We start from the raw sequence: 25,685 nt of genomic DNA, 5'->3' as shown, positions 1-25,685 counted from the left end.
GAACAAATTGAAAAACTTGAGTTTGGAGACTTGCCATGTTTAGCAAAATTCTGATCGCGAACCGGGGAGAGATCGCCTGCCGGGTTATCAAGACGGCACAAAAGATGGGCATCAAGACCGTGGCCGTCTACTCCGAGGCCGACCGCGACGCCCGCCATGTGGAGCTGGCCGATGAGGCCGTGCTGCTGGGCCCGGCACCTTCGCGCGAGTCCTATCTGGTGGCGGACAAGATCATTGCGGCGGCCAAGAGCACCGGCGCCCAAGCCATCCACCCCGGCTACGGTTTTCTGAGCGAGAACGAAGAGTTCGCCCGTCGGGTCGAGGCCGAGGGTCTGGTCTTTATCGGCCCCAAGGCCCATTCCATCGCAGCCATGGGCGACAAGATCGCTTCCAAAAAGCTGGCGGGCGCGGCCCAGGTCAACACCATCCCAGGTCATAACGAGCCGATTCTGTCGCCCGAGGAGGCGGTCAAGATCGCCCAGGGAATCGGCTACCCGGTGATGATCAAGGCCAGCGCGGGCGGGGGCGGCAAAGGCCTGCGGGTCGCCTTCAATGACAAGGAATGCTTCGAGGGCTTTACTAGCTGCCGCAACGAGGCTCGCAACAGCTTTGGTGACGACCGCGTCTTCATGGAGAAGTTCGTCGAGGAGCCACGCCATATCGAGATTCAGGTGCTGGGCGATGCGCAAGGCAATGTGCTGTATCTGTGGGAGCGCGAATGCTCCATCCAGCGCCGCCATCAAAAAGTGATCGAAGAGGCGCCGTCGCCTTTCATCAGCGAAGCCACCCGCAAGGCCATGGGCGAGCAGGCCGTGGCCCTAGCCAAGGCGGTGAAGTACCAGAGCGCCGGCACGGTGGAGTTTGTGGTCGGCAAGGACCAGAGCTTTTACTTCCTGGAGATGAACACCCGCTTGCAGGTGGAGCACCCGGTCACGGAATGCATCACCGGCCTGGACCTGGTGGAGCAGATGATTCGGGTCGCCGCGGGCGAGCCCCTGGCCTTCAAGCAAGAAGACCTCAAGCGCGAAGGCTGGGCGATGGAATGCCGCATCAATGCGGAAGACCCCTTCCGCAACTTCCTGCCCTCCACCGGCCGCTTGGTGAAATACCAGCCCCCGGCAGCAGCGCTGGAGCAGGGGCGCGAAACCCTGCAAGGCGAGGCCTACGCTAAGGGGCAATTTGGTGGGGTGCGGGTCGACACCGGCGTGTACGACGGCGGCGAAATCCCGATGTACTACGACTCCATGATCGCCAAGCTCATCGTGCATGGGCGCGACCGGCTGGATGCCATCGCCAAAATGCGCGAGGCGCTCAACGCCTTTGTGATCCGCGGCATCTCCAGCAACATCCCCTTCCAGTCGGCCCTGCTGGCGCACCCGGATTTTGTGTCCGGCAACTTCAACACCGGCTTTATCGCCCAGCATTACGCCGACGGCTTCCGCGCCGAGGACGTGCCGCATGAGGACCCGCTGTTCCTGGTGGCGCTGTCGGTGTTTGTGCGCCGCAAGACGCGTGAGCGCGCCGCCGGCATCAGCGGCCAGATGGTGGGCCATGAGGTGCAGCTGGACAGCGACTATGTGGCTGTCGTCCACCAAGCCAAGGGTCAGGTCTTGCGTCATGCCGTCCATGTGTCGGAGTACGCAGGCAAGAGCGGCCAGGCCACCATCCGCATCGGTGAGCGTGAGTACCGCATCGAGTGCGTTTCCCGCCTGGCCGATATCCGGCTGAGCGGCACGGTCAATGGCAAGCCCTTCAGCGCCCAGGCCGAGCGCGGCACGGCCAAGAACCCGCTGGCCTACCGCATCAACCACAATGGCTTGGCTATCGAGGTCACGGTGCTGTCGCCGCGTGCGGCAGAGCTGCATGCCTTGATGCCTTACAAGGCACCGCCGGACACCAGCAAGTTCTTGCTGTCGCCCATGCCCGGACTCTTGGTGCAGATCGCGGCTCAGCCCGGTCAAACGGTGCAAGCCGGTGAGCGCCTGGCGGTGATCGAGGCGATGAAGATGGAAAACATCTTGCTCGCCGAGCGCGACGTCAAGATCGCCGAGGTGCTGGCCAAGACGGGTGAGAGCCTGTCGGTGGATCAGCCGATTTTGCGATTTGAGTAAGCCTTCGGCGACGAGGGCCGGCTCGCCGCAACGCATCGCCATTGTCGGCGCGGGCGTGGCGGGCTGCGCCGCGGCCCTGGCCTTGAGCCGGCAGGGCCTGGCCGTGGACCTGTTTGAGGCGGTGGCCGAGCCCCAGCCCATAGGCGCGGGCCTGCTTTTGCAGCCGACCGGGCAGCAGGTTTTGCAAGCGCTGGGCTTGCTGGAGCCGCTGCTGGGATTGGGTGCGAAGGTCGATCGCTTGTTCGGCGACACGCCCAGCGGCCGCACCGTGCTGGATATGAGCTATCACCGGTTCTCGCCCCAGGCCTATGGGCTTGGTGTGCAGCGCGGGGCCTTGATGGGTGTGTTGTGGCAAGCCCTTCGGGCCAGCGAGGTGAATTGGCGCTGCGGTGTCGCGGCTAGCCGGTTTGAGCAGGAGGGTGAGCAGGTCCGCCTGTTCGCCGGTGAAACGGCGCTGGGCAGCTACGCCGCCTTGCTGCTGGCCAACGGCAGTTTTTCCAAGCTGCGGGAGCAGATGCAGGTCAAGCAAAGTGCCCGCGTCTTTCCCTACGGCGCTTTGTGGACGGTGCTGCCCAGGCCGGCGCAGTTCCCTGAGCTGGATCTGCGTCAGCGCTTTCGCGGGGCGAGGCAGATGCTGGGCCTGATGCCGGTGGGCCGCAATTTCGGCGATGCGCCAGAGGCAGCGGCTGGCGTCAATCTGTTCTGGAGCCTGCCCCTGGCCGAGGTGCAGGGCTGGCACGCAGCAGCGGGCGCGCAGGGTCTGGCCCGGCTCAAGCAGGAGATGGTGGACCTGCTGCCCTTGTGCGAGCCTTTGTTGGGCGGTTTGCAAGACCCTGCCCAGCTGCGTCAGGCACGCTACGCGGACGTGCAGATGGCCCACTGGCATCAAGGGCGGGTGCTGGCCATCGGCGACTGTGGTCACGGCATGAGCCCGCAGCTGGGGCAGGGCGCCAATCTAGCCTTGATCGACGCCCATGTCTTGGCGGGTCTGTGCGCAGGCCAAAACCAGGGCCAGCTCGACTGGCCTGCGCTGCTGGCCCGCTACAGCCGCGAGCGCCGCGCTCATCTGCGCTTTTATTCCCAAGCCAGCCGTGGGCTGACGCCCATGTTCCAGTCCAATCAGCGCCTGGCCCCGTTTTTGCGCGACCGTTTCTTTGGCTGGGGTGGGCGCCTGCCCTTGGTCCACCAGCAATCCATCGCCACGCTGAGCGGGGTGAAGACGGGCTGGCTGCTTGGGCGGCTGAAGCTGTGAAGCGCGGCCTTTGTTTTATTTGTTTGAATCGAGCCAAAACTTGGAGCTAAGCATGAGCCAGAAACCCTATCGCATCCTGGGCATCCAGCAAATCGCCATCGGCGGCCCCGACAAAGCCGCCTTGCGCAAGCTCTGGGTGGATGTGCTGGGCCTCACCGTCACCGGCAATTTCGTCTCGGAGCGCGAGAACGTGGATGAGGACATCTGCGCTATCGGCAGCGGCCCGTACAAGGTCGAGGTCGATTTGATGCAGCCCCTCGACCCCGAGAAGAAACCCGCCGTGCACAGCACCCCGCTTAACCATGTGGGCCTGTGGGTGGATGATTTGCCCAAGGCGGTGGAGTGGATGACCGCCAACGGCGTGCGCTTCGCGCCGGGCGGCATCCGCAAAGGCGCGGCCGGTTTTGATATCTGCTTCATCCACCCCAAGAGCAATGCCGAGTTCCCGATTGCCGGGGAGGGCGTCCTGATCGAGTTGGTGCAGGCGCCGGCCGAGGTGATCGCCGCGCTGTCCTGAGTGGCGAAGCTGGCCGCCTCAAAGAGATGAGTTGAAGCGCGCCGTGATGGCGCGTTCGAACGCCGGTGTGGGCGTGAACCAATCCAGCATGATGGCGCGGTAGGCAGGTGTATTGCGCTTTTGACTCAGGACCCTGTCGATGCGCTCGCGCAGCCGGTCGCCCCAGGGCGTTTTGGGCAGGGCGACATAGGCGTAGAGATAGTTTGGCTCCTCGACGATGGGCAGGCTGATCAGCTGGCCAGCGTTGGGGCTGCTCAGCTCAAAGTACTTCAGCTCGGCGGCATAGCCAATCGTTGCGTCCACATGCTTTTGCACCACCATCTCGGCCAGCTTGCGGTAGTGGGAGGACTGCTGGACGTAGGCCCCCTTGGGGTAGCGCTGCCGGTCGGTGACGATGGGCGTGATGCCGTCGCCATAAAAACGCCGCCCCGCCAGGCCCACCACCTTGCCGGCATCGAGAAAAGCTCGCAATGAAATCTGTGGGCTGGCCCGCCAGTCACGCTGCCAGTCCTGGCGCCTGAGCGTCAGCTCTAGCGGCGGCACCACCAGGCTGGTGATGCTGTACTGGGTGAAGGCCAGATCGGCCGGATTCTTCAGATAAGTGGTGATAACCTGCTGCTGACCTTTCTTCAGCCCCTCGGTGATGCGCAAGATCGGCACGTAGGCAATTTTGTGCCGGTACTCGGGCAGGGCATCGATCAGGAACTGATTGATTCGGTCGCCAATGCCCTTGCCTTTCAAAGGCCCGGTCTGGATGAAATAGGGTTCGAAGTTCTCGACCACCCAGGTCAGCTCACGCGGATCCTGGCCTTCGGGCTGGCCCCAGCAACTCAGGCTGAAGGTGCCCGCGCAGGCGGCGCTGAGGACATCGCGGCGTTTCATCGGCATGGGCAACTCCGGGCGCAGGGCTTTGGCATGGGGTTTTGAGCGCTGATCAGAATAGCCAAAATGATTGGGCCGCAATTCCTGAACAAGCAAGGCTTCGTGCATTGCGAATCGAGCGGGTTGAATTAAGCTTGTATCGGCTGAATTGCGAAGGATAATCCGGCCGAGACCCCAGCTTATGCGACTCGACCTCACCACCCTCAACCTCATCTTGGCGATAGAGCAAGTGCGCTCCATCACCAAGGGGGCGGCGCGTGAGCATCTGGCCCTGGCCGCGGCCAGCAAGCGGGTGTCGGATCTAGAGTCGCGCCTGGGCGTGCAGCTGTTTGAGCGCCGCGCCCGAGGTGTGGAGCCGACCGAGGCTTGCCGCGCCCTGGTGCGTCATATCCGCTCCTTGCATGCCTCCTTGCATGCGCTGGAGAGCGAGGTGATGGAGTTTGCGCGCGGCATCAAAGGCCATCTGCGCATTGCCGCCAATAGCGGGGCTATTGCCGAGTGTCTGCCCGCCGATCTGGCGGCGTTCTCGCAAGCCCACCCGCAGATCCGCATCAGCCTGGAAGACCTGACCAGCGCCGAGGTGCAGGCCGCCGTGGCCGAGGGGCGTGCCGATGTGGGCATCTTTACGCCGCCGCTGCTGGACAACCGCCTGGAGCATTGGTTCTACCGTGCCGCCCGTTTGGCGGTGCTGGTGCCGGCCGAGCATGAGTTGGCCACCCGTTCGGCCGTGTCCTTCAGTGACTTGCTGGACTACGACCTGATCGGCCTGCATGCCGGGGCCTCCGCCCAGGAGCTGATGCGCGAGCAGGCCCTGGCCCGGGGCCGCACCTTGAACGCCCGCCTGCAAGTGCGCGGCTTTGATGCCATCGCCCAGTTAGTGGAAGCAGGCCTGGGTGTGGCCGTGCTGCCCGAGGGGCCGGCCGAGCGCTTTTCCCGTATTTTTGCGGTTCGCCTCTTGCGCCTGGACGAGGCCTGGGGCGCACGCGACTACTGCCTTGGCGTGGCCCGGCAGGAACGCATGCCCACCGTTTTGCAACGTTTTGTCGAGGCCTTGTGCCCGCAATCTCGAACCATTGATCCCACCGAAAAAGCAAGGAAGCCAGCATGACAGCCACCCCGCGCACGCTATACGACAAGCTCTGGGACGAGCATGTGGTGCACGTCGAAGACGACGGCACGACGGTGCTCTATATCGACCGCCATCTGCTGCATGAGGTGACCAGCCCGCAGGCTTTTGAAGGCCTGGATCTGGCCGGCCGCAAGCTCTGGCGCATCTCCGCCAATCTGGCGGTGAGCGACCACAATGTGCCCACCACCGACCGCAGCGGCGGCATTGCCGACCCCATCTCCAAGCTGCAGGTCGACACCCTGGACCAGAACTGCGACCGCTTTGGCCTGACCCAGTTCAAGATGAGCGACAAGCGCCAGGGCATCGTCCACGTCATCGGCCCGGAGCAGGGCGCGACGCTGCCCGGCATGACCGTCGTTTGCGGTGACAGCCACACCTCCACCCATGGTGCCTTTGGCGCCCTGGCCCATGGCATCGGCACGTCCGAGGTCGAGCATGTCTTGGCCACCCAGACCCTGCTGGCCAAAAAGGCCAAGAATATGCTGGTGAAGGTGGAGGGCCAGGTCGCCAAGGGCGTGGGCGCCAAAGACATCGTGCTGGCCATCATCGGCAAAATTGGCACGGCTGGCGGCACCGGCTACACCATCGAATTCGGTGGCTCGGCCATCCGCGCCTTGAGCATGGAAGGCCGCATGACGGTCTGCAATATGGCCATCGAGGCCGGCGCCCGCGCCGGCCTGATCGCGGTGGACGACACGACGATCAACTACGTCAAGGGCCGCCCCTTCACGCCCACCGGCGTCGAGCTGGAGCAGGCGGTTCAATACTGGCGTGGTCTGCATTCCGATGCGGGCGCCAAGTTCGATGCGGTGGTCGAGCTGAACGCGGCCGACATCCGCCCCCAAGTCACCTGGGGCACCTCGCCCGAGATGGTCCTGGCCATCGACGAGCGCGTGCCCGATCCAGACAAGGAAAAAGACGATGTGAAGCGCGGTGCCATCGAGCGCGCCTTGCAATACATGGCCTTGGAGCCCAATAAGGCGCTGGCCGATATCCGCATCGACAAGGTCTTCATCGGTTCTTGCACCAATAGCCGCATCGAAGACATGCGCGAGGCCGCCGCCGTGGTGCGCCGCATCGGCGGCCGTCTGGCGTCCAACGTCAAGCTGGCCTTGGTTGTGCCGGGTTCGGGCTTGGTGAAGGCGCAGGCCGAGGCCGAGGGCCTGGATGTGATCTTCAAGGGCGCGGGCTTTGAGTGGCGCGAGCCGGGTTGCTCCATGTGTTTGGCCATGAATGCCGACCGCCTGGAGCCGGGCGAGCGCTGCGCCTCCACCAGCAATCGCAATTTCGAAGGCCGCCAAGGCGCCGGTGGTCGTACCCATTTGGTCAGCCCCGCGATGGCGGCGGCGGCGGCCATGAACGGGCATTTCGTCGACGTGCGCCGTCTCGTTTGAGGAGTCAAACCATGATGCTGAAAAAACTGCTGCTGTGCGCGCTGGGCTTGGCCCTGCTGGCGCCCTTGGCTGGCTGCAATACCGTCAACGGTTTTGGTCGCGACTTGCAAAAAGTGGGCGAGAAGATCGAAGACAGCAGCAAGAAGAAATGACCGGGTGCCGGCTCGCAAACCAGTTTGCAGGCCGGGGCTCTCAAGGAGAATTCGATGGATAAATTTACCGTGCTCAAGGGTCTTGTTGCGCCCATGGACCGCGAGAACGTCGACACCGACGCGATCATCCCTAAGCAATTCCTGAAGTCGATCAAGCGTTCGGGCTTTGGCCCCAATCTCTTCGATGAATGGCGCTATCTGGACGCCGGCGAACCCGGCCAGGACCCAGCCAGCCGCAAGCCCAACCCCGACTTTGTGCTGAATCAGCCGCGCTACCAGGGCGCCTCGGTGCTTTTGGCGCGCAGCAATTTCGGTTGCGGCTCCAGCCGCGAGCACGCGCCCTGGGCGCTGGAGCAGTACGGCTTTCGCGCCTTGATCGCGCCCAGCTTTGCCGACATCTTTTTCAACAACTGCTTCAAGAATGGCATCCTGCCCATCGTCTTGCCCGAGGCTCAGGTGGCGCGCCTGTTCGACGAAGTGCATGCCTTCCCCGGCTACCAGCTGACCGTGGATCTGGAGCGTCAGGTGGTGGTCAAGCCCGATGGCGCCGAGCTGCCGTTTGAGGTGCAGGCCTTCCGCAAATATTGCTTGCTGGGCGGCTATGACGATATCGGCCTGACCCTGCGTTACGCCGACAAGATCCGCAGTTACGAGGCCGAGCGCATCGCCGCCAAGCCTTGGTTGAACAATCGCCTGGTGGCTTGAGCCCGGCCGACAAAAGAAAGCAGCAAATGAAAATCGCAGTTTTGCCGGGTGACGGCATTGGCACCGAAATCGTCGCCGAGGCGGTCAAGGTCCTGAAGGTCTTGGATTTGCCCCTGGAGTTGGAGCACGCGCCGGTGGGCGGTGCGGCCTATGAGGCCTCGGGCCACCCCTTGCCCGATTCCACCTTGCAATTGGCCAAGGACGCCGACGCCATTTTGTTCGGCGCCGTGGGTGACTGGAAGTACGACAAGTTGGATCGCCCCCTGCGCCCCGAGCAGGCGATTCTGGGCCTGCGCAAGCATCTGGGCTTGTTTGCCAATTTCCGCCCGGCGATCTGCTACCCGGAGTTGACTCATGCGTCCAGCCTCAAGCCCGAGTTGGTGGCGGGCCTGGACATCCTCATCATCCGTGAGCTGACCGGCGACATCTATTTTGGTCAGCCGCGTGGCCGCCGTACCGCGGTGGACGGCCATTTCCCCGGCAGCGAAGAAGCCTTCGACACCATGCGCTACTCGCGCCCGGAGATCGAGCGCATCGCTCACGTCGCCTTCCAGGCCGCCCGCAAGCGCGGCCGTCGCGTCACCAGCGTGGACAAGGCCAATGTGCTGGAGACCTTCCAGTTCTGGAAGGACGTCATGATTGAGGTCGGCGCCGAGTATCCCGACGTTGAACTCGATCATATGTATGTGGACAACGCCGCCATGCAGCTGGTCAAAGCGCCCAAGCGCTTTGATGTGATGGTGACGGGCAATATGTTCGGCGACATTCTTTCGGATGCGGCCGCCATGTTGACCGGCTCCATCGGCATGCTGCCCTCGGCCTCGTTGGACAAGAACAACAAAGGCCTGTACGAGCCCAGCCATGGCAGCGCGCCCGACATTGCGGGCAAGGGAATTGCCAATCCTTTGGCTACAATTCTCTCCGCTGCCATGATGCTCAAATTTTCCCTCAACCAGCCCGTCGCTGCCGCTCGTATCGAGTCGGCTGTCGCCGCTGTATTGGCCCAAGGTCTGCGCACGCCAGACATTTGGAGCGAGGGCACCCAGAAGGTGGGCACGCGCGAGATGGGTGATGCGGTCGTTTCAGCTTTGAACGCCGCCACCACCATGACCAAAACCATTAAGGGCTAGTTCAGCTCCGGTTCGTCTCGCCCCTACACCCCTGGCGACACGAGCCGGGGGAGAAGAAGTCCGCAGACTTTTCTTTTTTAGGGCGATAGAGGTAATAGCGATGACGACACTTGTTGGATTGGTAGGCTGGCGCGGCATGGTCGGTTCGGTCCTGATGGACCGCATGACGGCGGAAAAAGACTTTGACCTGATCGAGCCGCTGTTCTTCAGCACCTCGAACGCCGGCGGCGCCGCCCCGGCCCAGGCCAAGAACGAAACCAAGCTGCAAAGCGCCTTTGATATCGAACAGCTCAAGCGCTGCGAGATCATCATCACCGCCCAGGGCGGCGACTACACCAGCGAGGTCTTCCCCAAGCTGCGCGCGGCCGGTTGGACGGGTCACTGGATCGACGCGGCCTCCACGCTGCGCATGGAGTCCGAGGCAGTCATCATCCTCGATCCGGTCAATATGCCGGTCATCAAGGATGCTTTGGCTAAGGGCGGCAAGAACTGGGTCGGCGGCAATTGCACCGTCTCCTGCATGCTGATGGGCGTAGGCGCGCTCTACAAGGCCGGTCTGGTCGAGTGGATGAGCACCCAAACTTACCAGGCTGCCAGCGGCGGTGGCGCGCAACATATGCGCGAGCTGCTGACGCAGTACGGCACGCTGAACGCCTCGGTGCGCGCCTTGCTCGATGACCCCAAGAGCGCCATCCTGGAGATCGACCGCCAGGTCATCGCCACCCAGCGCAACTTGAGCGCCGCCGAGACCGCCAATTTCGGCGTGCCCCTGGGCGGCTCCCTGATCCCTTGGATCGACAAGGATCTGGGCAATGGCCAATCGAAGGAAGAGTGGAAGGGCATGGCCGAGACCAACAAGATCTTGGGTCTTGGCGAGGGTTTCGGCTCCAGCGCGATTCCCGTTGATGGTTTCTGCGTGCGCGTCGGCGCCATGCGCTGCCACAGCCAGGCCCTGACCTTCAAGCTCAAGAAGGACATGCCCCTGGCCGACATCGAGGCCATGATCGCCGCCGATAACGAGTGGGTAAAGGTCGTGCCCAATACCCGCGAAGCCACCATCAAGGATCTGACCCCGGTGGCCGTGACCGGCACCATGGGTATCCCGGTTGGGCGTATCCGCAAGCTGGCCATGGGTCCCGAGTATGTGGGCGCCTTCACCATCGGTGACCAGCTGCTGTGGGGTGCGGCCGAGCCGTTGCGCCGCATGCTGCGCATCTTGCTGGCGAACTGAGCGATTTAGGACCAGGGTGGCGCAAGGCCGAGTCTTGGCTCGGGCTTGCGCCATTTGTGTTTTGAAAGCCGTTGCCCAATTGCGACATCCGGGCGAGCGGCGTTCAATCTGCAGGGCGTCAAGAGTGCTTATGCGGCTTTACCTGAGCTTCGATGCGTATGTGCTTGCCGCAGTTGAGAATTTCAGCTGCACGACGAATGCAGCGTGCGCACCAGGATGGGCCAGTGAGCGCTGTTGAAAATCGAGAATTGATCAATGAAACGGGCGGCACCCCTGGGGGTTCCGCTTTGTTGCTTTGGGGGACGCCTTGAAACAAAGTACCAGCGCAATGCCTGAGGTGTCAGGGAATTTGGGAGTGAGCCGCTCGCCCGGCTTGTTCGCCGCTTCCCTGGCTCCATGTTTCGGGCGTTTCGCCCTCTCGCACATCGCCGCCGCCGCGCTGCTTGTGGCCAGCACCAGCGCCGCTGCCGTCGGCCTGGGTCGTTTGACCGTTCAGTCCGCCCTGGGTGAAACGCTCAAGGCCGAGATCGATATCACCAGCCTCACCGCCGAAGAAGCCGGCAGCCTCAAGGTTCGCGTGGCGCCGCCCGATGCCTATCGCGCCACCGGCGTTGAATACAACAGCGTGCTGACCGGCACCCAGGTGCAGGTGACGCGCCGCGATGGCCGCTCTTATCTGCGGGTCAGCAGCGACCGCGCGGTGCAAGAGCCTTTTGTCGACGTGATTCTGGAGCTCACCTGGGCCAGCGGCCGTCTGGTGCGCGAATACACCTTGCTGTTCGATCCGCCGGCCGCGACCCGCCCGTCCGGCCCGGCGCCAGCGGCAGTCACTTCACCCGTGTTTGCTCAGGCGCCTGCGCCCGCGCCCGCAGCGCTTCCGGCGGCAGCGCCTAGCGAAGCCGCGCCGGCTTCGGCTGCGAATGGCGGCAGTGCCGCTGCAGCACGCCCCAAGGCCGAGCCCAAGCCGCGCGCCGAAGCCAGCCCCAAGACGAACAGCCCGGCTCCGGTCCCGACCGAGAAGCTGGTCGCGGCCAGCGAGTACAAGGTCAAGCCCGGTGATGTGCTCTACCGCATCGCGGTCAAGACACAGCCCGCCGGGGTGTCTCTGGATCAGATGTTGGTGGGTCTGTACCGCAACAATCCGGACGCCTTTGTCGATGGCAATATGAATCGCCTGAAGTCCGGTGCGGTTCTGCAAGTGCCGCCCGGCGATAGTCTGGCGAGCCTGAGCCCTGCCGAAGCACGCCAGGTGATACGCGCCCAAAGCACGGATTTCAGTGCTTATCGCCAACGCCTGGGTGCGGCCGCGCCGACGCTCAAGCAAGAACACAATGAGCGCCAAGCCAAGGGTCAGGTGCAGACCGCGGTGGAGGACAAAAAGCCCGCCGCCAATACCGCACCCGACAAGCTGACGCTCAGCAAGGCCGCCAGCGCGGCCGATGCTGCCGCAGCCAAGGTGGCCAAGGCCTCCAAGGAAACCGAGAAAAAAGATGCGGCCGCCCGGGTGGCCGAGTTGACCCGCAATGTGGAGGAGTTGAAGAAGCTCTCCAGCGCGGCCAAGCCCGCTGCTTCGGCAGCAGCGACGGCGGCCAAGCCAGCCGAGACTGATGCGGCCAAAACCGCAGCGAATGCCTTGCCGGTGACGGCGCCTGCCGTGGCCTTGCCCGCGGCGCAAGCGCCCTCGGCGGCGCTGGCGGCAGCCTCTGCGGCTTCGGCACCGGCATCGGCTCCAGCGCGTGTGGCGGCGGCCAGTGCCACCAAGCCTGCGGCCTCTGCAGCCAGCGCCGTGCTGGCGCCCCCGCCGCAAGCGCCGGTGGCCGAGCCCAGCCTGATCGATCAATTGCTGGACAACTCCTTGCTGCTGCCTCTGGGTGGTGCCTTGATAGCCGCCTTGGGCGCGCTGGGGCTTTACCGTCTGCGTGGCCGCAAAGATGCCAGCAAGCCCGACACCGGCTTCCATGAGAGCCGTGTGCAGCCCGACTCCTTCTTCGGCGCCACCGGTGGCGCGAGAGTGGACACGCGCGAGTCGGCCGGTGCAGGCTCCTCGATGAACTACTCCCTGAGCCAGCTGGACGCCATCGGCGACGTGGATCCGGTGGCCGAGGCCGATGTTTATCTGGCCTACGGCCGTGATCTGCAGGCCGAGGAAATCCTCAAGGAAGCACTGCGCGCCAACCCCGAGCGACTGGCGATTCGCCTCAAACTGCTGGAGGTCTACGCCAAGCGACGCGACACCAAGGGCTTTGAGCAACTGGCCATCCACCTGTTTGCCGAAACCCAGGGTACGGGCGAGGACTGGGCCAAGGCTCAGGAGCTGGGCCGCCAGATCGATCCAGACAATCCGCTCTACCAGCCGGGTGGAGCGCCTACCCAGACTGATGGCAGCCGTGAAGAGCGGCCCGAGCCCATGAATGCCAGCACCTTGCCCTACACGGCAAGCGCCGCTGCGCATCCCACCGAGGGCTTGAGTCGTCCGGTGCTGGATGCCGGCCCGGCCAGCGGCTTTGATCTGGATCTCGATCTGGATTTGGGCGCGCCCACGCCGGCCCCGGTGTCCCCGCTGGCCATGCAAGCCACCCAGGCCATGGCCACCAGCGTGGAGCAAGCGCCCTTGTCCATGGACTTTGATCTGTCCGAGCCTGCTGCCCCTGAAGCGCCTGCGGCCCGGGTGACGCCGGACAGCTCGGGTGATCTGGAGTTTGATCTGGATCTGCCACTCGACGAGGCGCACAAGCCGGCGCCGGAGCAGGGCGGGGCTCTGGACTTTGATCTGTCCTCCATCGACCTTTCCCTGCCCGACAGCCATGGCCCCGAGACCGTGGCCCATGCGCCGGAACCCATTCCTACCGCCGAGTCCTCGGCTTTTGACGGCGACTTGCCGCTGGAGTTTGAGGACATGCTGAACAAGCAAGCAGCGCCCGAGGTGCAAGCGCCGGTCGATCATCTGGCGCAGGCCCAGGATGCCTTGGCGGACGACGAGGGTGACCCGCTGATGCGCCAGCTGGAGCTGGCCGATGAGTTCCGCCAGATCGGCGACACCGAAGGGGCGCGCGAGGTGCTGCAGGAGCTGATCGCCAAGTCCGGCGGGGCTTTGCGCGACAAGGCGCAGGCCATGCTGGACGAGTTGCGATAATCGCGCCCATCAGCTCTACAAAGGCGCTCGATGCACGAGCGCCTTTTTTCATTTTTGGAATGCGCGATGACGAGTGACGGGATTGTTCGTAAACAGGAGAACAGCGCATGCGCATCGCGCTGGGAGTGAGTTACCGCGGCCAGGGCTATCACGGCTGGCAGAGCCAGACGGATGGCCAGACCGTGCAGGACGTGCTGGAGCTGGCCCTGAGCCAGTTCGCCGCCCAGCCAGTACGCACGATTTGCGCCGGCCGCACCGACACGGGGGTGCACGGGCTCAATCAGGTGGTGCATTTCGACACCGAGATCCAGCGCGAGGCCGCCTCCTGGGTGCGCGGCACGAATCGCTATCTGCCGCCCGATGTGGCGATCCAGTGGTGTGCATTTCCTGGTGATGACTTCCATGCGCGCTTCTCCGCTCAGGGGCGGCGTTACAGCTTTCTGGTGCTGGAGTCGGTGGTGCGCCCGGCCATCGAGGCTGGGGGCGTGGGCTGGGTGTTCCGGCCCCTGGATCTGGAGGCCATGCGTGCTGCTGCCAGCCTCTTGATTGGCGAGCATGATTTCAGTTCCTTCCGGGCGGCTCAGTGCCAGGCCAAATCGCCCATCAAGACCTTGCGAGCGATTGAGATCACCCGTCGCGGTGCTTACTGGCGCTTTGACTTCGACGCCTCGGCTTTTTTGCACCATATGGTGCGCAACATCATGGGTTGCCTGATCGCCGTGGGCAATGGCACGCGAAACCTGGCCTGGCTGGCCGAGGTGTTGGCCGCCCGCAATCGGGCCCAGGCCGCGCCCACCTTTCCGGCCGATGGTCTCTACTTCAAGGGCCCGTACTACGAGCCCAAATTCGCCATTCCCGAACACACAGCGGCCATGGATTGGCTGCCTTGATTGAGAAGCAAGTGATGAGCCGTACCCGAATCAAGATCTGCGGCCTGACCCGCGAGGCCGATGTGCTGGCCGCGGTGGAGGCCGGGGCCGATGCCATCGGCTTTGTTTTCTATCCCAAGAGCCCGCGTTATGTGAGCCCGGCACGCGCCGCCGAGTTGGCGCGCTTGCTGCCGCCCTTTGTCACGCCGGTGGGTTTGTTCGTCAATGCCAGCCAGGCGGAGTTGGATGCCGCCTTGAAGGCCTTGCCCCATATGCTCTTGCAATTCCACGGCGACGAGACCCCGGCCGATTGCGAGCGGGCAGGACGGCCTTTTCTGCGTGCGGCGCGTATGGGCGAGGGTTTTGATTTGCTAAACTTCGCGGCACAGTATTCAAGTGCCCAAGCCCTGCTGCTCGACGCTCATGTCGAGGGCTATGGCGGCGGTGGAAAGGTATTCGATTGGTCACTCATTCCAAAAAACGTGCCCTCTCCAGTCGTTTTGTCTGGTGGGTTGCATGCCGGAAATGTGCTGACCGGGATTCTTCAGGTACGGCCGACGGCCGTTGACGTGAGTTCCGGCGTGGAAGAGGCCAAGGGCCTGAAGAGCGCCGTCCTGATACGCCAGTTCTGTGATGCCGTGCGCCAAGCCGATGCGCACATCGCCGCACTGCCAACCTGAAGAGATCAACACCATGAATCGCTACGATCAACCCGATGCCAGCGGGCATTTCGGCCCCATCAAGGGCCAAACCTATGGCGGCAGCTTTGTCGCCGAAACCCTGGTCCACGCCCTGGACGAGCTGAAAGACGCTTACGCCCACTACAGCCAGGACCCGGACTTCATCGCCGAGTACAAAAAAGAGCTGGCCCATTTCGTCGGCCGCCCAAGCCCCATCTACCACGCCGATCGCCTGAGCCGCGAGTTGGGCGGCGCGCAGATCTTCCTCAAGCGCGAGGACCTGAACCACACCGGCGCGCACAAGGTCAACAACACCATTGGCCAGGCCTTGCTGGCCAAGCGCATGGGCAAGAAGCGGGTGATCGCCGAGACCGGCGCCGGCCAGCACGGTGTCGCCACCGCCACCATCTGCGCCCGTTACGGCATGGAATGCGTGGTCTATATGGGCAGCGAGGACGTCAAGCGCCAAAGCCCCAATGTCTACCGCATGAATCTGCTGGGTGCCCGTGTGGTGCCGGTGGAGTCGGGCTCCAAGACCTTGAAGGACGCGCTCAACGAGGCCATGCGCGACTGGGTGACGAATGTGGAATCCACCTTCTACATCATCGGCACCGTGGCCGGCCCGCATCCCTACCCGATGATGGTGCGCGACTTCCAGCGCGTCATCGGCGATGAATGCCTGGTGCAGATGCCCGAGATGATTGGCCGCCAGCCCGATGCGGTGATCGCCTGCGTGGGCGGTGGCAGCAATGCCATCGGCATCTTCTACCCCTATATCGACCATGCCCAAGTGCGCCTGATCGGCGTGGAGGCGGCCGGCTTGGGGCTGGAGACCGACAAGCATTCCGCCACGCTGACCAAGGGCAGCCCCGGCGTTTTGCACGGCAACCGCACCTATCTGCTGCAGGATGACAACGGCCAGATCATCGAGACGCATTCGGTCTCCGCCGGCCTGGACTACCCCGGCGTTGGCCCTGAGCATGCGTACTTGAAGGATATCGGCCGGGCCGAGTATGTGTCGGTGACGGACGAGGAAGCCTTGAGTGCCTTCCACCGCCTGTGCCGTACCGAGGGCATCATCCCCGCCTTGGAATCCAGCCACGCCCTGGCCTATGCGATCAAGCTGGCGCCTACGCTGCCGGCCGATCAACATCTGCTGGTCAATCTGTCGGGCCGAGGTGACAAAGACATCGGCACGGTGGCCGATCTGTCCAAGGCCGAGTTCTTCTGCCGTCCTTCCTGCAAGGGGCAAGCGGTCAAAGGAGGCGCGGAGGCCCATGTCTCACTGGACGCATTGCAACAAGCCAAGGGAGTCCAGCCATGAGCCGCATTCAAGCCACCTTTGAACGCCTGGCCGCCCAGGGCCGCAAGGCCTTGATTCCCTTTGTCCATACCGGCGATCCTTATCCCGATGTCACCGTCGAACTGATGCTGGCCATGGCCCAGGCCGGGGCCGATGTGATCGAGCTGGGCGTGCCTTTCTCCGACCCCATGGCCGATGGCCCGGTGATCCAGCGCGCGGCCGAGCGGGCGCTCAAGGTGGGCATAGGCATGCCCCAGGTCCTGGCCGCGGTGAAGCAATTCCGCGAGAGCGACCGCACGACGCCGGTGGTCTTGATGGGCTACGCCAACCCGATCGAGCGCTATGGTCAGGCGCGTTTTGTCGCCGATGCCAAGGCGGCGGGCGTGGATGGCGTGCTGGTGGTGGACTACCCGCCCGAGGAATGCGAGGCCTTTGCCAGCCTGCTGCATGCCCAGGACATGGACCCCATCTTTTTGCTGGCTCCCACCTCGACCGAGGAGCGCATGGCGCGCGTCGGCAAGGTGGCGCGCGGCTATGTCTACTACGTCTCGCTCAAGGGCGTGACCGGGGCAGGGCACTTGAACACCGACGCCGTGGCCGAGATGATTCCGCGCATACGCCGTCATGTGTCTGTGCCGGTGGGGGTGGGATTTGGCATTCGTGACGCGGTCACCGCACGCGCCGTGGCCGAGCATTCGGACGCCGTGGTGATCGGTTCGCGTCTTGTTGAGCTGCTGGAGAGCCAGCCGCGCGATAATGTCGCCAGCACGGGTGCGCAATTCATCCGTGAGATTCGTGCCGCGCTGGATGCCTGAGCATCCGTGTGAGCATTAAGTCAGAGACATATTGAGAGGAGTCTGCTTGTGAGTTGGCTTGAAAAACTACTGCCGCCCAAGATGCAGCAAACCGATCCCAACGAGCGCCGCATGGTGCCCGAGGGTTTGTGGATCAAGTGCCCGTCTTGCGAGACCGTTCTTTACAAGACCGATTTGGAGCAGAACGTCAATGTCTGCCCCAAGTGCAGTCACCACCACCGCATCGGTGCGCGCGAGCGCCTGAACGCTTTCCTGGACGGCGAAGGCCGTTACGAAATCGGTCAGGAAGTCTTGCCGGTGGACGCCTTGAAGTTCAAGGACAGCAAGAAGTACCCCGACCGCCTGAAAGAAGCCCTGGAGCACACCGGCGAGACCGATGCTCTGGTGGTGTTTGGCGGCGCGGTGATGACCGTGCCCGTGGTGGCGGCCTGTTTCGAGTTCAGCTTTATGGGCGGCTCCATGGGCTCCGTCGTGGGTGAGCGTTTTGTGCGTGGTGTGGAAACCGCCATCGAACAAAAGACGCCTTTCATCTGCTTCACCGCCACCGGTGGTGCCCGTATGCAGGAAGGTTTGCTGAGCCTGATGCAGATGGCCAAGACCAATGCGGCTCTGACCCGTTTGGCCAAGGCCAAACTGCCCTATATCAGCGTGCTGACCGACCCCACCATGGGCGGTGTGTCCGCCAGCTTCGCCTTTGTGGGCGATGTGGTGATTGCCGAGCCCAAGGCCTTGATCGGCTTTGCCGGCCCACGGGTGATTGAAAACACCGTGCGCGAAAAGCTGCCCCCGGGCTTCCAGCGCGCCGAGTTCCTGATGGAGAAGGGCGCCGTCGACATGATCGTGGACCGCCGCCAGCTGCGCGAGACCATCGCTCGCCAACTGGCCATGCTGCAGCGTCAAAGCTCGGACGCGGTGGCCTGATTCCGGCACCTATCTAACTTTTTAGTTCCGCGGCCAGGCCCACAAGGTCTGGCCGTCCTTGTTTCTGCCAACTGCTTCAAGCAATAGCTTTAAACCCATGTCGCGCACCCTTGATGATTGGCTCGCCCACTGCGAGCGCCTGCACCCCAAGACCATAGACATGACCTTGGCGCGGGTGCTTGAACTGCGTGACCGGCTGGGTCTGAAGTTCGAGGCGCCGGTGGTGATGGTGGCGGGCACCAATGGCAAGGGCTCCACCTGCGCCATGCTGGAGTCCATCGCCTTGCAAGCCGGCTACCGCGTCGGGCTCTACATCAAGCCGCATCTGGTGCATTTCCAGGAGCGTTGCCGGGTCGGCGGTGAACCGGTGGCGGCCGAGTCGCTGCTGCCATTCTTCGAGGCCGTCGAAGCCGCTCGTGGTGAGATGACCTTGTCTTACTTCGAGTTCACCACCCTGGCCATCATGCTGCGCTTGGCAGCCGAGCCGCTGGATCTGGTGATCCTCGAAGTGGGCCTGGGTGGCCGCCTGGATGCGGTCAACGCCATCGACGCCGATTGCGCCGTCATCACCAGCATCGATCTGGATCACACCGAGTATTTAGGCCCGGACCGCGAGTCCGTGGGCCGTGAAAAAGCCGGCATCATGCGGGCCGGCCGGCCGGTCGTCGTCAGCGACCCCGTGCCGCCCGCCAGCCTGGCCGCGCGCGCGGCCGAGCTGGGTGCCGACCTGCGCCAGCTGGGCCGCGACTTCAACTACAGCGGCGACCGCCAGCAATGGCAGTGGACGGGCCGCAGCAAGCGCTTCAGCGGCCTGGCCTATCCGGCTCTGCGCGGGGTGAACCAATTGCTCAATGCGGCCGGCGTGCTGGCGGTGTTCGAGGCCTTGTACGACCGTCTACCCATCAGTGCGCAGGCCGTGCGTACCGGCCTGGCCTTGGTCGAGCTGCCGGGGCGCTTTCAGGTGGTGGCGGGCCAACCGGCCCTGGTGCTGGACGTGGCGCATAACCCCCACGCGGTGGCCGCGCTGGCCCAGAACCTGGACCAGATGGGCTTCTTTCCGCGCACCCATGTGGTGTTTGGCGCCATGGCCGACAAGGACCTGGCCGCCATCTTCCAACGCATGGCGCCGCTGGTCGATGCCTGGCATTTCTGCGATTTGGACATCCCCCGAGCGGCCAAGGCCCAAGCCCTGCGCGAGCAATTTGAATCGCTGCGCGAGCTTGGCCAGCTGAAGGCCCCCGCGGGCCTGCAGTTGCAGACCCACGCGGATCCGCTCGCGGCCCTGGCTGCAGCGGCGGCTGCCGCAGACCCCGCTGATAGAATTCTGGTCTTCGGATCCTTCTTCACCGTGGGTGGAGTGCTCAAGAACGGTGTGCCACGTTTGCAGGTGCATTGAGTTCCAGAGCAGGGCTCGAAAGCATCAATCGCAAGACCTTTTTCGGCCCCGGCCTGGCTTTGTTTTTTGAGCAAGCCAGGGGCCGGAGTTGTTCTGCTTTCTACCCGGCTGACGAGGCCATACAACGCGGCGATCACGCCTAAAACTTGCCATGGGTTTGCTGTCATTTTTCAAACGCCTGTCCCAGCGCTCCGCGGCACCTGCCGCCAAGCCGGTTGCGGACTCGGCCGATGCGGTGCAGCAGCTGCGCGTGCGGGCCCGCCGCCGCCTGATCGGTGCGGCCGTGCTGGTGGGTCTGGGCGTGATCGGCTTCCCCCTGGTGTTTGAGACCCAGCCACGCCCCATTCCCATCGACCTGCCGATCGAGATTCCCAACAAGGATGGCAGCCCGGCCTTGCGCGCACCCGTCGGTGGGCAACTCAGCTTCCCGGCGCCCAATCAAGCCGTGGTCAATGAGCCGCCGCCAGAGCCCGTGGCGGCCGAGGCGCCCGCGTCAAAGTCGGCTGTGGCTAGCAAGCCTGCAGAACAAGCTTCGAGCACGGTGGTGGCTGCTGCGGCGGCGACCACGACCGCGGTGGTGGCGGCGCAAACACTGACGCCCAAGTCGGCGGACAAGCCTGCTGAAAAGGCGCCGGAGAAGGCCTCGCCTAAGAGCACAGAGAAGCCGGTCGACAAGGCGGTCGACAAGCCCGCCGAAAGGCAAACTGAGAAGCATGCCGAGAAGCCCGCGGACAAGGCTGCCGACAAGGCTGCAGAAAAGGCCGCCGCCGCCAAGGCCCATGCGCAGGAAGCGGCTCGCGTGCAGGCCTTGCTCGAGGGCAAGGCGGCAGCCAAGACGGCCGAGCCGGCAGCCGCGGGTGGCCGCGTGATCTTGCAGGTGGGTGCTTATGCCGACAGCAAGGCGGCGCACGAGGCGCGGCTCAAGGTGGAGAAGTTGGGCCTCAAGACCTATACCCAGGAAGTCAACACGCCGGGCGGCCCGCGTATCCGCGTTCGCGTCGGTCCCTTCGCCAGCCGCGAGGAGGCCGACAAAGCGGCGGCCAAGGTGCGAGCCACGGGCTTGTCGACGGCGGTGTTGACGCTGTGAGCGGCCGGCTTCAGATGCGTTTGCTGGGCCAGAACTTGTGCGTTGGCCCGTGCTTGAGCCCAGTCAAGGCCTGAGATGGGGTGGCTGGATCTGGTCTTTCTGGGCGTGTTGGCCTTGTCGGTGCTGGTGGGCTTGTGGCGTGGCCTGGTGTTTGAGGTTTTGTCGGTTTTGGGCTGGTTGGTGGCTTACTTCGCCATGCCTTATGTGGCGCCGCTGATTCAACCTTGGCTGCCCTTGGAACGTATGGGCGAGAGCCTGGTTCATGTGCTGAGCCTGGGTCTGGCTTTTTTGCTGGTTTTGCTGGTGTGGGGATTGAGTGCCAAGCTGCTGCGAGCACTGATTCATGCCACGCCTTTGGGTCTTGTCGATCGTCTGGGAGGCGCGGGCTTTGGGCTCTTGCGCGGCTTGCTGATTTGCGTGGCGGTGGTGACCGTGGTGGGTATGACGCCTTTTGCGCAGTCACCCACATGGAGACAAGCGCAGTTGGTGCCGCATTTTCAGACGGTTATGCAATGGCTGCGCCCGGTGTTACCGGAGCCGGTCAGAAAAATGATTCCGGCTTGAGTCCAGGCTCAAGCCCTTATTTGTCATCTGTGTTTTTTAGCCTCACAGGCGCGATGCTGGACGTCCCTGGCACCGCGTGTCTGCGCCTCACAAGGGCGGTTGCCTGGCAGCTTGGGGTGTCTGTTGAAATGAAGGAATAGCCATGTGTGGCATCGTCGGCGTGATCTCCCGCTCCCCCGTCAATCAGCTGATCTATGACGCGCTCCTGCTCTTGCAACATCGCGGCCAGGACGCGGCCGGGATCGTCACCATGCAGGGCAATAAGTGCTTTATGCACAAAGCGCGCGGCATGGTGCGGGATGTGTTCCGTACCCGCAATATGCGCGCATTGCCCGGCAGCATAGGCCTGGGCCAAGTGCGTTACCCGACGGCAGGCAATGCCTATAGCGAAGAAGAGGCGCAGCCCTTTTACGTCAACGCGCCCTTCGGCATGGTGCTGGTGCACAACGGCAACCTGACCAATGCCCAGGGCTTGAAGGCCGAACTTTTTAACGTCGACCGCCGCCACATCAATACCGAGAGCGACTCGGAAGTGCTGCTGAACGTGCTGGCCCATGAATTGGAGCTGGCTGCGCGCGATCTGCCCTTGACGCCTGAGGAGGTGTTCAAGGCCGTGCGTGCGGTGCACAAGCGCATCAAGGGCTCGTATGCCGTGATCTGCCTGATCGCTGGGCACGGCTTGCTGGCTTTCCGCGACCCCTACGGCATTCGCCCCCTGTGCTTCGGCCAGGCGGCCGATGGCGAGATCATGGTGGCCAGCGAGAGCGTGGCTCTGGAGGGTACGGGCCATCAGCTGATCCGGGATGTGGCGCCCGGCGAGGCCTTGTTCATCGACATGAACGGCCAGATGCACACTCAGCAGTGCGCCGAGAATCCTTCGCTCAACCCCTGCATGTTTGAGTTCGTCTATCTGGCCCGCCCGGACTCGGTGATGGACGGCATCTCGGTCTACCAGGCGCGTCTGAATATGGGCGAGACCCTGGCCCAGCGCCTGATCTCCACCATGCCGCCCAGCGATATCGATGTGGTGATCCCCATCCCCGAATCCAGCCGCCCCTCGGCCATGCAGCTGGCCCATCGCATCGGCAAGCCGTACCGCGAAGGCTTTGTGAAGAACCGCTATGTGGGCCGCACCTTCATCATGCCGGGGCAGGGCGCCCGCAAGAAGTCGGTGCGCCAGAAGCTCAATGCCATCGGCCTGGAGTTCAAGGGCCGCAATGTTTTGCTGGTGGATGACTCCATCGTGCGCGGCACCACCTCCAAGGAGATCGTGCAGATGGCGCGTGAAGCCGGTGCTCGCAAGGTCTACCTGGCCTCGGCCGCACCGCCGGTGCGCTTCCGCAATGTCTACGGCATCGACATGCCCACCAGCGAAGAGTTGGTGGCGCACAACCGCAGCATCGAAGAGATCCGCGAGTTCATCGGCGCTGATGCTTTGATCTATCAAGATGTCGATGCGATGAAGCGCGTGGTGGCGGCACTGCAGCCGGCCTTGAAGGGATTCGAGGCTTCTTGCTTCGACGGTGAGTACATCACCGGCGACGTCAGCGCCGAGGACTTTGCCAAGCTGGAGGCCCAGCGCCGCAGCCAGGGCGATGAAGAGGAGGGCCCGGCCCGCAGCCGTTTGGCTCTGCAAAGCGGTAGCGAGGGCCAGTGAGCATGAGCCAGCACGACCGCCCGCTGCCCGAGGGCCTGCGCCCCGAGACTCTGGCCGTACGCACCGCCCTGGCACCTAGCCAGTACGGTGAGAACTCCGAGGCCTTGTTCTTGACCAGCGCCTTTGTGCAGCCGGATGCCGAGACCTCGGCCCGCCGCTTCGCTGAGTCGGAAGACTTCACCTACGCGCGCACCAGCAATCCGACGGTGCGCAGCCTGGAAGCCCGCTTGGCCGCAATGGAAGGCACCGAAGGTGCCATCGCCACCGCCAGCGGCATGAGCGCCATTCTGCTGATCTGCATGGGCTTGCTGAAGGCGGGCGACCATGTGATCTGTTCGCGCTCGGTGTTCGGCTCGACGATGAATCTGTTCGCCAAGGAGTTCGGCAAGTTCGGTGTGGAGACGACTTTCGTCTCGCAGACCGACCTGAACGAATGGCGCGCGGCCCTCAAGCCCACGACCAAACTGCTGTTTGCCGAGACACCCACCAACCCGCTGACCGAGGTCTGCGACATCCAGGCCTTGGCCGATATCGCCCATGGCGCCGGCGCCTTGCTGGCCGTGGACAACACTTATTGCTCGCCCGTCCTGCAACAGCCGGCCAAGCTGGGTGCCGACCTGATCATGCATTCGGGCACAAAATATCTGGACGGGCAGGGCAGGGTGATGGCCGGAGCGCTGTGTGGCCCTAACCGTCTGATCAAAGACGTGTTCGGCCCGGTGATGCGCACGGCCGGCATGGTGTTGGCGCCCTTCAACGCCTGGGTGGTCCTCAAGGGCCTGGAAACGCTGAGCCTGCGCATGCGGGGTTTGAGCGAGCAGGCTATGAAAGTGGCCCATTGGTTGGAGGCCCGGCCCGAGGTGGCGCGGGTGTTCTACCCGGCCTTGCCCTCGCATCCCCAGCATGAGCTGGCCATGCGTCAGCAGGGGGGCTTGGGTGGGGCGGTTCTGTCTTTTGAATTGAAAGCCGACTCGCCCGAGGCCGCGCGCGCCGCCGCCTTCCATCTGATCGACAGCACACGCGTGCTGAGCGTCGCCACCAATCTGGGCGATACCAAGTCCATCATCACCCACCCGGCCACCACCTCGCATGGACGCCTGAGCGAGGCCCAGCGCCAGGCGGCGGGCATCAGCCAGGGCTTGATCCGCCTGGCCGTGGGCCTGGAGCATGTGGACGACATCACCGATGACCTGCTGCGCGGCATCTCTACCTTGAAGCATTCGAAATGAGCCAGACTCCTCACCCTATCCGCACGCGCATCGCGCCTTCGCCCACCGGCTTCTTGCATTTGGGCACGGCACGTACAGCGCTGTTCTCCTGGGCCTATGCCCGCCACTACGGTGGTCAGTTCGTGCTGCGCATCGAAGACACCGATGTGGCCCGCTCGACCCAGGATTCGGTCGACCAGATCATTGCCTCGATGAAGTGGCTGGGCCTGGACTATGACGAAGGCCCGATCTATCAGATGCAGCGCCTGGACCGCTATAAACAAGTGGTCGATCAGATGCTGGCCGCTGGTACGGCCTACCGCTGCTACTGCTCGCCCGAAGAGCTGGAAGCCATGCGTGAGGGCCAACGTGCTCGCGGCGAGAAGACCGGCTACGACGGCCGCTGGCGCCCCGAGTCGGGCAAGGTCTTGCCGCCTGTGCCCGTTGGCGTGGATCCAGTCATCCGTTTCAAGAATCCGCCCGAAGGCGATGTGACTTGGAACGACCTGGTCAAAGGCCCCATCACCATCAACAACCGCGAGATCGACGATCTGATCATCGTGCGTCCCGACGGCGTGCCCACCTACAACTTCTGCGTGGTGGTGGACGACTGGGATATGAAGATCAGCCATGTCTTCCGCGGTGATGAGCATGTCAACAACACGCCCTGGCAGATCAATATCTTCAATGCCCTGGGTGCACCCCTGCCGCAATTCGGCCACTTCCCTGTCATCCTGGGTGACGATGGTCTGAAGCTGTCCAAGCGTCGTGGCGCCGTCAGCGTCACCAATTACGAAGACAAGGGCTATCTGCCCGAGGCGATGTTGAACTATCTCTCGCGCCTGGGCTGGAGCCATGGTGACGAGGAGCTGTACTCGCGTGAGCAACTGATCGCCTGGTTCGACGGCACGCATTGCAATAAGAGCCCGGCTCAGTGGGACCCCGCCAAGCTGGAGTGGGTCAACAGCCACTATATAAAGCAGGCCGACGATGCACGTCTGGCCGAGCTGGTCAAAGTGCAGCTGGCCAAACGAGGTGTTCAAGCGGATGCGGCTCAACTCAAGCCCATGGTCGCCTTGTTCAAGGATCGCTGTTCGACCACCGAGGCCTTGGCCGATTGGCTCACCATGTACTTTGTGGATGTGCAACCCAGCGCCGAGGACCTGGCCGCTCATGTCACCGATAGCGTGAAGCCTGCCTTGGCGACCCTGGCCGACAAGCTGAGCGCGATCGAATGGAACAAGGCCGCCATCTCCGCAGCCATCAAGGAAACCATCACGGCCCACGGCCTGAAGATGCCTCAACTGGCCATGCCGGTGCGTGCTTTGGTCTGCGGCCGGGTGCAAACTCCGAGCGTCGATGCGGTGCTGGAACTATTTGATAAAGAAATTGTCATCAAACGCTTGCGCTCCAGCTAAAAAACGTCCTATAATCTATGTCTTGCTTGAACAGCGCGACGTTTGAATCGCAGCAGCAGTTAGGAGCGAGGCAGAGTGACTAAGCAGCAATGCAAAGTCAGGAAGCTGAAGCAAAAGCTGGTGCACAAGAT

Annotated in this window: 22 protein-coding genes; 21 read left to right on the top strand and 1 reads right to left on the bottom strand. The window is 63.5% G+C overall.

The annotated features are described in order from the left end of the window. The first annotated feature begins 35 nt into the window (after positions 1 to 35). Genes DBR47_RS13820 through DBR47_RS13810 form a run of 3 tightly spaced genes read left to right on the top strand, consistent with a single transcriptional unit; the run spans position 36 to position 3,880 of the window. Positions 36 to 2,111 (top strand): acetyl/propionyl/methylcrotonyl-CoA carboxylase subunit alpha, encoded by a 2,076-nt coding sequence (locus DBR47_RS13820; RefSeq protein ID WP_124450947.1) that lies wholly within the window; start codon positions 36 to 38, stop codon positions 2,109 to 2,111. Continuing rightward, a complete protein-coding gene (locus tag DBR47_RS13815) occupies positions 2,104 to 3,363 on the top strand; it encodes an NAD(P)/FAD-dependent oxidoreductase (RefSeq protein ID WP_197047060.1) in 1,260 nt (419 codons plus the stop codon). The genes DBR47_RS13820 and DBR47_RS13815 overlap by 8 nt, the downstream gene beginning before the upstream one ends. A 52-nt stretch (positions 3,364 to 3,415) precedes the next feature. Then, complete coding sequence (locus tag DBR47_RS13810) at positions 3,416 to 3,880, top strand: VOC family protein (RefSeq protein ID WP_124450945.1); 465 nt, start codon at positions 3,416 to 3,418, stop codon at positions 3,878 to 3,880. 18 nt (positions 3,881 to 3,898) lie between these two features. Here the strand turns inward: DBR47_RS13810 and DBR47_RS13805 are convergent, their stop codons facing one another. Beyond that, on the bottom strand, positions 3,899 to 4,768 hold the full coding sequence (locus tag DBR47_RS13805; protein ID WP_124450943.1) for a hypothetical protein: 870 nt from the start codon (positions 4,766 to 4,768) through the stop codon (positions 3,899 to 3,901). Between the two features lie 175 nt (positions 4,769 to 4,943). Between DBR47_RS13805 and DBR47_RS13800 the strand changes: the two genes are divergently transcribed. The 18 genes from DBR47_RS13800 (at position 4,944) to gltX (ending at position 25,554) form a co-directional block, all read left to right on the top strand. Further along, positions 4,944 to 5,870, top strand: a complete 927-nt coding sequence (locus DBR47_RS13800; RefSeq protein WP_124450941.1) for a LysR substrate-binding domain-containing protein — start codon at positions 4,944 to 4,946, stop codon at positions 5,868 to 5,870. Next, positions 5,867 to 7,285, top strand: a complete 1,419-nt coding sequence (gene leuC, locus DBR47_RS13795; protein ID WP_124450938.1) for a 3-isopropylmalate dehydratase large subunit — start codon at positions 5,867 to 5,869, stop codon at positions 7,283 to 7,285. The genes DBR47_RS13800 and leuC overlap by 4 nt, the downstream gene beginning before the upstream one ends. Positions 7,286 to 7,296: 11 nt before the next feature. Next, positions 7,297 to 7,437, top strand: a complete 141-nt coding sequence (locus DBR47_RS13790) for an entericidin A/B family lipoprotein (RefSeq protein WP_370454919.1) — start codon at positions 7,297 to 7,299, stop codon at positions 7,435 to 7,437. Between the two features lie 54 nt (positions 7,438 to 7,491). Beyond that, positions 7,492 to 8,142 carry a 3-isopropylmalate dehydratase small subunit gene (leuD, locus tag DBR47_RS13785; RefSeq protein WP_124450936.1) on the top strand — a complete coding sequence of 217 codons (651 nt, stop codon included), beginning with the start codon at positions 7,492 to 7,494 and terminating at the stop codon, positions 8,140 to 8,142. Between the two features lie 26 nt (positions 8,143 to 8,168). Continuing rightward, positions 8,169 to 9,272 carry a 3-isopropylmalate dehydrogenase gene (gene leuB / locus DBR47_RS13780; RefSeq protein WP_124450934.1) on the top strand — a complete coding sequence of 368 codons (1,104 nt, stop codon included), beginning with the start codon at positions 8,169 to 8,171 and terminating at the stop codon, positions 9,270 to 9,272. Positions 9,273 to 9,372: 100 nt separating this feature from the next. Beyond that, on the top strand, positions 9,373 to 10,503 hold the full coding sequence (gene asd / locus DBR47_RS13775) for an aspartate-semialdehyde dehydrogenase (protein ID WP_124450932.1): 1,131 nt from the start codon (positions 9,373 to 9,375) through the stop codon (positions 10,501 to 10,503). Between the two features lie 355 nt (positions 10,504 to 10,858). Further along, positions 10,859 to 13,636 carry a FimV/HubP family polar landmark protein gene (locus DBR47_RS13770; RefSeq protein ID WP_231512301.1) on the top strand — a complete coding sequence of 926 codons (2,778 nt, stop codon included), beginning with the start codon at positions 10,859 to 10,861 and terminating at the stop codon, positions 13,634 to 13,636. A 107-nt stretch (positions 13,637 to 13,743) separates the two neighbouring features. Next, positions 13,744 to 14,526 carry a tRNA pseudouridine(38-40) synthase TruA gene (gene truA, locus DBR47_RS13765; protein WP_124450930.1) on the top strand — a complete coding sequence of 261 codons (783 nt, stop codon included), beginning with the start codon at positions 13,744 to 13,746 and terminating at the stop codon, positions 14,524 to 14,526. Positions 14,527 to 14,540: 14 nt separating this feature from the next. Next, complete coding sequence (locus DBR47_RS13760; protein ID WP_124450928.1) at positions 14,541 to 15,185, top strand: phosphoribosylanthranilate isomerase; 645 nt, start codon at positions 14,541 to 14,543, stop codon at positions 15,183 to 15,185. Between the two features lie 13 nt (positions 15,186 to 15,198). Beyond that, positions 15,199 to 16,509: a tryptophan synthase subunit beta gene (trpB, locus tag DBR47_RS13755; RefSeq protein WP_124450926.1), complete on the top strand. Its 1,311-nt coding sequence runs from the start codon at positions 15,199 to 15,201 to the stop codon at positions 16,507 to 16,509. After that, positions 16,506 to 17,303: a tryptophan synthase subunit alpha gene (trpA, locus tag DBR47_RS13750; protein WP_124450924.1), complete on the top strand. Its 798-nt coding sequence runs from the start codon at positions 16,506 to 16,508 to the stop codon at positions 17,301 to 17,303. Before trpB ends, trpA begins: the two co-directional genes overlap by 4 nt. A gap of 48 nt (positions 17,304 to 17,351) precedes the next feature. Then, positions 17,352 to 18,224 carry an acetyl-CoA carboxylase, carboxyltransferase subunit beta gene (gene accD / locus DBR47_RS13745; RefSeq protein ID WP_124450922.1) on the top strand — a complete coding sequence of 291 codons (873 nt, stop codon included), beginning with the start codon at positions 17,352 to 17,354 and terminating at the stop codon, positions 18,222 to 18,224. A 97-nt stretch (positions 18,225 to 18,321) separates the two neighbouring features. Then, the gene (gene folC / locus DBR47_RS13740; RefSeq protein WP_124450920.1) at positions 18,322 to 19,620 is read left to right on the top strand and encodes a bifunctional tetrahydrofolate synthase/dihydrofolate synthase; all 1,299 of its coding nucleotides are present in this window, start codon (positions 18,322 to 18,324) and stop codon (positions 19,618 to 19,620) included. Between the two features lie 151 nt (positions 19,621 to 19,771). Further along, positions 19,772 to 20,707, top strand: coding sequence for an SPOR domain-containing protein (locus DBR47_RS13735; RefSeq protein WP_124450918.1), 936 nt, complete (start codon positions 19,772 to 19,774; stop codon positions 20,705 to 20,707). A 75-nt stretch (positions 20,708 to 20,782) separates the two neighbouring features. Beyond that, on the top strand, positions 20,783 to 21,271 hold the full coding sequence (locus DBR47_RS13730) for a CvpA family protein (protein ID WP_124450916.1): 489 nt from the start codon (positions 20,783 to 20,785) through the stop codon (positions 21,269 to 21,271). 142 nt (positions 21,272 to 21,413) lie between these two features. Continuing rightward, a complete protein-coding gene (purF, locus tag DBR47_RS13725) occupies positions 21,414 to 22,928 on the top strand; it encodes an amidophosphoribosyltransferase (protein WP_124450914.1) in 1,515 nt (504 codons plus the stop codon). Positions 22,929 to 22,930: 2 nt separating this feature from the next. After that, on the top strand, positions 22,931 to 24,157 hold the full coding sequence (locus DBR47_RS13720) for an O-succinylhomoserine sulfhydrylase (protein ID WP_124450912.1): 1,227 nt from the start codon (positions 22,931 to 22,933) through the stop codon (positions 24,155 to 24,157). Beyond that, on the top strand, positions 24,154 to 25,554 hold the full coding sequence (gene gltX / locus DBR47_RS13715; RefSeq protein WP_124450910.1) for a glutamate--tRNA ligase: 1,401 nt from the start codon (positions 24,154 to 24,156) through the stop codon (positions 25,552 to 25,554). Before DBR47_RS13720 ends, gltX begins: the two co-directional genes overlap by 4 nt. Positions 25,555 to 25,685: the final 131 nt, after the last annotated feature.

Origin of the sequence: Paucibacter sp. KBW04 (genome assembly GCF_003852425.1) — a bacterium.
Lineage (GTDB): Bacteria > Pseudomonadota > Gammaproteobacteria > Burkholderiales > Burkholderiaceae_C > Paucibacter_A.
This window is presented reverse-complemented; position numbering and strand designations above follow the sequence as displayed.

What these genes read in the sequence shown, in the direction of transcription:
- DBR47_RS13735 (WP_124450918.1), top strand. Translation starts at nt 19,772, where the DNA reads ATGGGTTTGCTGTCATTTTTCAAACGCCTGTCCCAGCGCTCCGCGGCA.
- DBR47_RS13805 (WP_124450943.1), bottom strand. Translation starts at nt 4,768, where the DNA reads ATGCCGATGAAACGCCGCGATGTCCTCAGCGCCGCCTGCGCGGGCACC.
- leuD (WP_124450936.1), top strand. Translation starts at nt 7,492, where the DNA reads ATGGATAAATTTACCGTGCTCAAGGGTCTTGTTGCGCCCATGGACCGC.
- asd (WP_124450932.1), top strand. Translation starts at nt 9,373, where the DNA reads ATGACGACACTTGTTGGATTGGTAGGCTGGCGCGGCATGGTCGGTTCG.
- gltX (WP_124450910.1), top strand. Translation starts at nt 24,154, where the DNA reads ATGAGCCAGACTCCTCACCCTATCCGCACGCGCATCGCGCCTTCGCCC.
- DBR47_RS13820 (WP_124450947.1), top strand. Translation starts at nt 36, where the DNA reads ATGTTTAGCAAAATTCTGATCGCGAACCGGGGAGAGATCGCCTGCCGG.
- trpB (WP_124450926.1), top strand. Translation starts at nt 15,199, where the DNA reads ATGAATCGCTACGATCAACCCGATGCCAGCGGGCATTTCGGCCCCATC.
- DBR47_RS13720 (WP_124450912.1), top strand. Translation starts at nt 22,931, where the DNA reads ATGAGCCAGCACGACCGCCCGCTGCCCGAGGGCCTGCGCCCCGAGACT.
- purF (WP_124450914.1), top strand. Translation starts at nt 21,414, where the DNA reads ATGTGTGGCATCGTCGGCGTGATCTCCCGCTCCCCCGTCAATCAGCTG.
- DBR47_RS13790 (WP_370454919.1), top strand. Translation starts at nt 7,297, where the DNA reads ATGATGCTGAAAAAACTGCTGCTGTGCGCGCTGGGCTTGGCCCTGCTG.
- leuC (WP_124450938.1), top strand. Translation starts at nt 5,867, where the DNA reads ATGACAGCCACCCCGCGCACGCTATACGACAAGCTCTGGGACGAGCAT.
- DBR47_RS13760 (WP_124450928.1), top strand. Translation starts at nt 14,541, where the DNA reads ATGAGCCGTACCCGAATCAAGATCTGCGGCCTGACCCGCGAGGCCGAT.
- DBR47_RS13730 (WP_124450916.1), top strand. Translation starts at nt 20,783, where the DNA reads ATGGGGTGGCTGGATCTGGTCTTTCTGGGCGTGTTGGCCTTGTCGGTG.
- DBR47_RS13810 (WP_124450945.1), top strand. Translation starts at nt 3,416, where the DNA reads ATGAGCCAGAAACCCTATCGCATCCTGGGCATCCAGCAAATCGCCATC.
- folC (WP_124450920.1), top strand. Translation starts at nt 18,322, where the DNA reads ATGTCGCGCACCCTTGATGATTGGCTCGCCCACTGCGAGCGCCTGCAC.
- DBR47_RS13800 (WP_124450941.1), top strand. Translation starts at nt 4,944, where the DNA reads ATGCGACTCGACCTCACCACCCTCAACCTCATCTTGGCGATAGAGCAA.
- trpA (WP_124450924.1), top strand. Translation starts at nt 16,506, where the DNA reads ATGAGCCGCATTCAAGCCACCTTTGAACGCCTGGCCGCCCAGGGCCGC.
- truA (WP_124450930.1), top strand. Translation starts at nt 13,744, where the DNA reads ATGCGCATCGCGCTGGGAGTGAGTTACCGCGGCCAGGGCTATCACGGC.
- leuB (WP_124450934.1), top strand. Translation starts at nt 8,169, where the DNA reads ATGAAAATCGCAGTTTTGCCGGGTGACGGCATTGGCACCGAAATCGTC.